4 protein-coding genes are annotated in these 4,191 nt (G+C 74.2%); 1 reads left to right on the top strand and 3 read right to left on the bottom strand.

The genetic code is table 11. The annotated features are described in order from the left end of the window. Positions 1-381 precede the first annotated feature (381 nt). A complete protein-coding gene (locus ACIOFR_RS39995; protein WP_401005414.1) occupies positions 382-585 on the top strand; it encodes a cold-shock protein in 204 nt (67 codons plus the stop codon). 559 nt (positions 586-1,144) lie between these two features. Here the strand turns inward: ACIOFR_RS39995 and ACIOFR_RS39990 are convergent. From ACIOFR_RS39990 to ACIOFR_RS39980, 3 genes are all read right to left on the bottom strand, one after another. Then, entirely contained in the window at positions 1,145-1,294 is a 150-nt protein-coding gene (locus tag ACIOFR_RS39990; protein WP_401005412.1) for a hypothetical protein, read from the bottom strand. Positions 1,295-2,700: 1,406 nt separating this feature from the next. Then, positions 2,701-3,504 carry a DivIVA domain-containing protein gene (locus ACIOFR_RS39985; RefSeq protein WP_401005410.1) on the bottom strand — a complete coding sequence of 268 codons (804 nt, stop codon included), beginning with the start codon at positions 3,502-3,504 and terminating at the stop codon, positions 2,701-2,703. Between the two features lie 518 nt (positions 3,505-4,022). Further along, the coding region (locus ACIOFR_RS39980; protein WP_401005418.1) for a LuxR C-terminal-related transcriptional regulator at positions 4,023-4,191 on the bottom strand (169 nt) is incomplete at its 5' end.

The raw sequence follows: 4,191 nt of genomic DNA, 5'->3' as shown, positions 1-4,191 counted from the left end.
TGAGGCCCACCCAAGCCGGTGGGGCGGGAACCGACCCCCTCCCGCCCCACCGCTCGTACGAGGAGTCACCGCAGATGCGCATCCGCACCCTCGCCGCCGCCGCGGTCCTGGCCGGGGCACGGTCGGCGACGTCGTCGACCTGCGGGGCGGGGACCAGCGCGAACGGTCCACATGAACGGGGCCGCCCCTCGGCAGCGCGGAGCTGCTGTTCGGGCGACCGCGGGTTCATTTCCCGGCGCGGAAGCCCCCGTTCGGCTAACTTCTTGATCAGCAGTCGTGGTTCCGATGTACCGCTCGACCAGCAGTCGGAGGACCAGGGCGATCACCTCAACCCCGAGGGTGCGCAACCAGTGCGTACCCCGTCCCCGACCAGGGAGCAGCATGGCTACCGGAACTGTGAAGTGGTTCAACGCCGAGAAGGGCTTCGGCTTCATCGAGCAGGAGGGCGGTGGGCCGGATGTGTTCGCCCACTACTCGAACATCAACGCGAACGGCTTCCGTGAGCTCATCGAGGGCCAGCGCGTCGAGTTCGATGTCGCCCAGGGCCAGAAGGGCCCGCAGGCCGAGAACATCCGGGTGATCTGACACCTTCGTCGCAGGCGTCCCGCACCGATCCGGTGCGGGACGCCTCGCCGTTGGGCGAGTGCAAGCAACGCCTCACCTGCCTGCCTGCCCGTTACGACACGGGCCGGCGGGCGGGCCCGGCCGTCACTGGCCAGCTGGACCTTGGTGCTCAGACCCACGCGTGGTGTCCGATGACGTGGCCGGCGGGTGCCCCGTCCGCCGGCACCCGGTGCGGGCGCCAGCCGCGTGCTGTGGGTCCGGCACACGGCGGAGTCCGCGGAGGCGGGTCGGTCGATGTCGTCCTCGACGTCCGCCGCGGCCGCGAACATCCCCTGCGTGCCGTCGACCGCCCGGCGTGCAGCAGCCGCCGTGAGCAATCTGGAACAGCCCCAACTCTTCCGACAGGTCCCACCAGGGCGCACACGTGCGGCAACCCGTCCATCCCCGGTGCCAGCAGAGGCGCGTAGCACCGGTCCAGCCGTACTGATCGAAAGCGGAGCCCTCGGCCACCCGCCCGAGGGCCCGTCGTCTTCACAACGGCGAATAGGCCGCGCCCTGGCCGTGTCCTTCCACACCGGGGTCACCAGATGATGACCGCTCCGTCCTGCCCGTCGGTGCCGCGCGCGCCGCTGCCGCCCGACGTTTCGTGGTAGGCGTCCTTCCCCTGCCGATGCTGGGTGCTGTACAGGGCGCCGGCGTTTCCGGCGTTCTTGTCGGCGTAGCCGCCCATCCCGCCGTCGCTGCCCCATCCGCCCGAGCCTCAGACTCCTCCTCTGCCCCCGGTGCCGTGGGTGGCAGGCCCTGCGGTGCCGGGCGCGCTGAAGTCGCCGCCGGGCCCGCCCTTTCCGCGCTTCTGGCCCGTGCCGGGATCCCCGTTCGCGCCGGGATGGCCGGCCGCTGCGGGCTTGCCGTTCTCGGCAACGGGAAACTGCCACACCGTTTCGTCCCAGAACTCACTGCCGCAAGAGGGGGGCACCCCGAGTGCGTTCACAGGACCGGAAGACGCGAACCCGCCCGAGCCGCCCGCTGCCGCCGTGGCGCCGGCGGGTCAGCCGGCCGCGGTGGGTGCCATCGTGGGGGCGTCGGTCGGGACCGGGGCGGTCGGTTCTGCTGGGACCGGGCGGGGGGTGGTTGTCGCGGGGGAGGTGGTGGGTTGCGCGGTGCCGGCGTCGGTGGGTGTGGCTGTGGGGATGGGGGCCGTGCTGCTGGGCTGCGGTCGGGTGGGCGCTGCGGTCGGGCTCGGGGTTGCCGTGTTGCGGGGCGGTGCGGTCCTGGTGGTGGGCGGCGGGGTAGCCGTGGTGTGAGGTCGGGCGGGGGCCGTCGGAGCAGGGGCGGAGGGGGTGTCGGCGGGGTTGGTGCGCGGCTCGGTGGCGGGTCCGTTGGCGGGCTGTGCGGTGGCCGGCGTGTCGGGCGCGGGCGCGGGCGAAGGCGTCTCTGGGACCGGGTTCGGCTCCGGCGGGGTGGGCGCGGGGTTGCTTGCGGAGGCGGGTGTCGTGGCGGACGGGACCTGCAGGTCGGTCGGGGGCGCGGGGGTGGGCCGGAGTGTTGTCAGCGGCGCCGCGCTGGTGGTGCTCGGTGTGGCCGGTCGGTGGGAGGGTGCCGTTGTTCTGGAGGCGGGATGTGTTGGTCCCGGGTGCCTGGTGGGTGAGGCCGAGGGTGCGTCGGGCGGCTGTGTCGGGGTCGGTTCCGCGAAGCCGGTGGCGCCGGTGGCCGAGCCGGGTGTGGGGAGCGGTGGGGCCGGTGCGGTGGGGCCGGGCGGAGTGGGGCCGGCCGGTGGACTGATACCGGGGTGGGCGGCGGACGGGGACGGTTCCGCGGTTGTGGACCAGGAGTTGACCGGCTGTTGGTTGTCGGCGGGGCAGTGGTGGAGCGCCCAGGTGGCGCCGGAGGCAGCGACGGCTGCGGCGGTGCCGGCGACGGAGAGCTTCCAGCGCAGGCTGCGGGTGTGGCGGTGCTTGGCCTGGTTTCGCATACGGGGGCTCAGGTCCTTTCGTCGGCCCCCGTTCAGCCCGGTGCGGGGGCGGCCGGGGAGTGCTTCCCGAGGCGGCGTGCGCTGGTGGGTTGGGCGGCCGGCTCGGGCGGGTTCCGGGGGCGTGGGACGGCGGGGCGGCGCGTCGCCAGGTGGCCGCCAGGGGCTCAGTGAACTGCGCTGGCGTGCGTGGTGCCGCGGTGGGTGGTGGCGGTGATCCTCTTGAGCAGCGGGCTCGGGATGGGCGTGCCAGCGGGCTGCCGGAGCGCGGTGGTCGCGGTCACCTCCTCGGAGCCGGCTGCGGTGGGTGCTCGGTCGGCCGGGGGACCGGCGTGGACGAGGTGCAGGGCCGACAACGGTGCGGGATCGGAGGCCGGGGTGGGGGCGCTGTCGGCGGCGGGTGCGGGCAGGGCGCGCAGTTGCTGCTCCAGGTAGGTCTTGAGGCGGTTGTGATGGTTGCGTTCGACGACGCGCAGGTCCTCGATCCTGGCTTCGAGACCGGTTCGGGTGGCCTCCAGGTCGCCGATGACTGCCTGGGCCCGGGCGCGGCTGTCGCGTTCGAGAGCGTCGGCTGCGGCGCGGGCGCCGCGTTCGATGACGCCGGCGCGCATGCGGGCGGTCGCGACGATGTTCTCGGCCTCGGCCTCGGCCTCGGTGCGGGCGGCGGCGACGGCCTGGTCGGCGACCTGCTGGGCGAGTTCGAGGACACGGCCCGCGCCGTCCGTGCTGTCCGGGTCCGGCCGCGGGGACGCGAGCGCCGGGCTGTCGGTGCCGGTGTCCGGCGTCGTGGCGGTGGGGCGCGGGAGGGCGGAGGTGAGACTGGTCCGCAGGTTCTCGTTCTCTCGCAGCAGGCGGGTGAGTTCGGCTTCGACGATGTCGAGGAAGTCGTCGACCTCGCTCTCGTCGTAGCCCTCGCGGAGGCGGACGGTGGTGAACTGCTTGGCGCGCAGGTCTGCGAGGGTCAGCGGCATGCGGCAACCTCAACTGTCGGTGTACCGGGTGGCCTGGCCGCGGGGGTCGCCTGTGGTGGCGCCGGGTGGGCGGCGGTGGCGTGGCGGGGCATCGGCTGCGGGGCGTCGGTGACCGGACGCGGATGCGGGGCTGGGCACACGAAGGCCCCGGGCAGCGGCGTCCGTGGGTGTACGGCTTGTCGTTGCGCGCTTTCTACCCGCTCCGCGCGTGCGAAGTCCAGAGGCATTTTTTGGATCGTTTGCCCGGATCGCGGGTTCGGGGTACCACGCCCGGCGCCGGGTCCGGCGCAGGGAAGACGGTGTCCCGGGCCGGCAGGTGCCGCGGGGCGCCGCGGCTGCCCGGCATGGCGGGCCGTCCCGTGACACCGCTCACCGGCCGGGTCCGGCCCTGCGCGGCACCGACCTCTGCCCGGGCACGATGCCCGCCCCGCGATAGTGGTGCCGCTGCCCCGTGCTCTGGGCGGCCCTGATCGTGGCAGGCCCGGATCGGCCGGCCCCCCGCGTGCCGGCGCCAAGGGTTATTGCAGGGCGTCGTGGACCTGGGCGCGGGTGGTGCCGAGTTTGCGCAGGACGTTGGCGACGTGGTGTTCGACGGTGCGTGGGGACAGGGCGAGGGCGGGGGCGATGTCCTGGTTGCCGGCGCCGGCCGCGAGGAGGTCGGCGACCTGCTGTTCGCGCGGGGGGGGG

It is taken from the genome of Kitasatospora sp. NPDC088346 (assembly GCF_044740765.1).
Classification (GTDB): domain Bacteria; phylum Actinomycetota; class Actinomycetes; order Streptomycetales; family Streptomycetaceae; genus Kitasatospora.
The sequence above is the reverse complement of the archived record's forward strand: the minus strand, read 5'-3'. Positions and strand labels throughout refer to the sequence as shown.